Raw genomic sequence first — 2,597 nt, 5'->3', positions numbered from 1 at the left:
CGCTGATCGTTCACGGTGACTCCCTTGTCGGCCGGTTCGATTCGAGTGGGCCTCATCGTCGAGGCCGCACCGTCAGCATAGGACGCGTTCCCCCGCGTTCCGTGAGCGTGCGGGGAACCGGTAGGCTCGTTGCTCGTGCACGCCATCGGAATCGACATCGGGGGCACCAAGATCGCGGGAGCGGTCGTCACGGAACTGGGCGAGATCCTCGCCGAGGACCGGGTGGCCACCAACGCTGCGGACCCGGACGCCATGCTCGACGACGTGGTCGCGATGGTCTCGCGACTGCGCGCCGCGAACGAGGTCGGCGCCGTCGGCGTCGCCGCACCGGGCTTCATCGACGCCTCGCAGTCGATCGTCTACTACACGCCGAACATCCGGTGGCGGAACGAGCCGCTGCGCCAGAAGCTCCAGCAGCGGATCGGCGACCTGCACATCACCGTCGACAACGACGCGAACGCCGCGGGCTGGGCCGAGTTCCGCTTCGGCGCCGGTCGGCTCGTGTCCGACATGACCATGCTGACGATCGGCACCGGTGTCGGCGGCGCGATCGTGACCGAGGACCGCCTCTTCCGCGGGGGCTTCGGCACCGGCGGCGAGATCGGCCACCTCCGCATCGTGCCGAACGGACTGCCCTGCGGCTGCGGTGCCCGCGGCTGCATCGAGCAGTACGGGTCCGGTCGTGCCCTGCAGCGCATGGCGAACGACGTCGCGGACGCCGGGGGCATCGGGTCCGCCCTGGCCGACGCCCGCGCGGCGAACGGCGGCGAGCTCGACGGGCACATCGTCGGCGACCTCATCCTGGCCGACGACCCCGGTGCCCTCGCGGCGCTGCGGCGGCTCGGTCGGCACCTGGGCGAGGCCTGCGCCTCGCTGTCCGCCGTGCTCGACCCGCAGCTCTTCGTGTTCGGCGGCGGCGTCGCCAGCGCGGGGGACCGGCTGCTCGACCCGATCAAGCAGGCGTACCTCAACAACCTGCCGGCCCGTGGGTACCACCCGGAGCCGGACTTCGTGATCGCCGAACTCGTCAACGACGCCGGTGTCGTCGGCGCGGCCGACCTCGCTCGGATCCACGCCCGCACGGCGTAGGGTCGCACCACCCCACCGTCTCGGAGTCGACGATGACCTACTGGCTGCTGAAGAACTTCCTGCTCGGGCCGCTCATCCTCACGCTCTTCCGGCCGTGGGTCGTCGGCCGTGAGCACGTCCCCACGACGGGGCCGGTGATCTTCGCGTCCAACCACGTCTCCTTCATCGACTCGGTGATCCTGCCGGCCGTGCTCGACCGTCGGCTGTCGTTCCTCGCGAAGAGCGACTACTTCACGGGGCGCGGGCTGAAGGGCTGGGCGACGAAGACGTTCTTCAACGCCATCGGGCAGCTGCCGATCGACCGCTCCGGCGGGAAGGCGTCCGAGGCCTCGCTCCGCACCGGCCTGCAGGTCCTCGCCCGCGGTGAGCAGCTCGGCATCTACCCCGAGGGCACCCGCAGCCCGGACGGCAAGCTGTACCGGGGCCGCACCGGCATCGCCCGGATGATCCTCGAGGGCCGCGTCACCGTCGTCCCCGTCGCGATGATCGGCACGCGCGAGGTGCAGCAGATCGGGCAGCGGTCCCGAAATTCAAGCGGGTCGGCGTCGTGTTCGGCAAGCCGCTCGACTTCTCGCGATTCGAAGGCTTCGAGGCCGACCGCTTTCATCCTCCGCAGCGTCACCGACGAGGTCATGCACGAGCTCGCCGGACTGAGCCGTCAGGAGTACGTCGACGTGTACGCGACGAGCGTCAAGGAGCGCGCGAGCACGGCACGTGAGCAGGTCCTCCGCGCCAAGGTCACACGGAATGGCCGGGGCACGTCGGCACGTTAGGATTCGATGGTTCCGGCAACCGCCCGGACGGCCATCCCTTCGAGAGGTACCACCCTTGTTCGAGTCGACCGACTTCGTCGCCCTGCAGGATCCGGACGTGATCGAGGGCCTCGACTACTGGCGGACGCTCCCGATCAAGCAGCAGCCCACCTGGCCGGACCAGGCCGCGGCCGAGGCGGCATCGGCCTACCTGCTCGACGTGCTCGTCCGCGGAGAGGACGCCGACGTCGAGCACCACCTCGCCACCCACCCGGTGTTCGCCGGTCTGCCGTCAGCGAGCGTGGACGCGGTCCTCGCCGGGTTGGCCGGCACGTTCTTCGAGAAGGCGGCGCGGCCGGACATCCCGCACATGCCGACGCTCCGGGACTTCCAGCGGCGCGAGGGGCTGGCCGCGGCCGAGTGGCTGCTCGGACGGTGGGCGGAACGGCCGTCGGGGGAACCGCCGGCGTACCCCGCTGTCCAGGAAGCGTGATCCGGTCGAGCGTACGGTCCCGCTCATGACTGACGAGCACGAAGGCCAGCGCCCGGAAGACGATGCCGCGCGGCTCGGACTCGTCGTCGTCGGCGAGGCGGCCGCGCTGCACTCGGGTGACGAGGCGGCCCTGGACGCGAGCGAGCAGAACATCCGCGACACCGTCGACGAGATGATCGACGAACCGTTGACCGACCGGCAGGAGCAGGTCGTCGAACGACTCGCGTCCGCCGGCGGCACCCTGACGGCGGGCCTCGGCGAGC

Annotated in this window: 3 protein-coding genes and 1 pseudogene; all 4 read left to right on the top strand. The window is 70.7% G+C overall.

Annotation, left to right across the window (positions count from 1 at the left end):
• The first annotated feature begins 135 nt into the window (after positions 1-135).
• A complete protein-coding gene (locus I5E_RS02350) occupies positions 136-1,089 on the top strand; it encodes an ROK family glucokinase (RefSeq protein ID WP_031261143.1) in 954 nt (317 codons plus the stop codon).
• Between the two features lie 32 nt (positions 1,090-1,121).
• Positions 1,122-1,862: pseudogene (locus I5E_RS20995) on the top strand (lysophospholipid acyltransferase family protein).
• Positions 1,863-1,917: 55 nt separating this feature from the next.
• Positions 1,918-2,334: a hypothetical protein gene (locus I5E_RS26175; RefSeq protein WP_022905574.1), complete on the top strand. Its 417-nt coding sequence runs from the start codon at positions 1,918-1,920 to the stop codon at positions 2,332-2,334.
• Between the two features lie 25 nt (positions 2,335-2,359).
• Positions 2,360-2,597 (top strand): hypothetical protein (locus I5E_RS20990; RefSeq protein ID WP_042723509.1); only part of this gene is annotated, 238 nt, incomplete at its 3' end.

The organism is Curtobacterium sp. B18 (genome assembly GCF_000333375.1).
In the GTDB taxonomy this organism is placed as follows: Bacteria; Actinomycetota; Actinomycetes; order Actinomycetales; family Microbacteriaceae; genus Curtobacterium.
The sequence above is the reverse complement of the archived record's forward strand: the minus strand, read 5'-3'. Positions and strand labels throughout refer to the sequence as shown.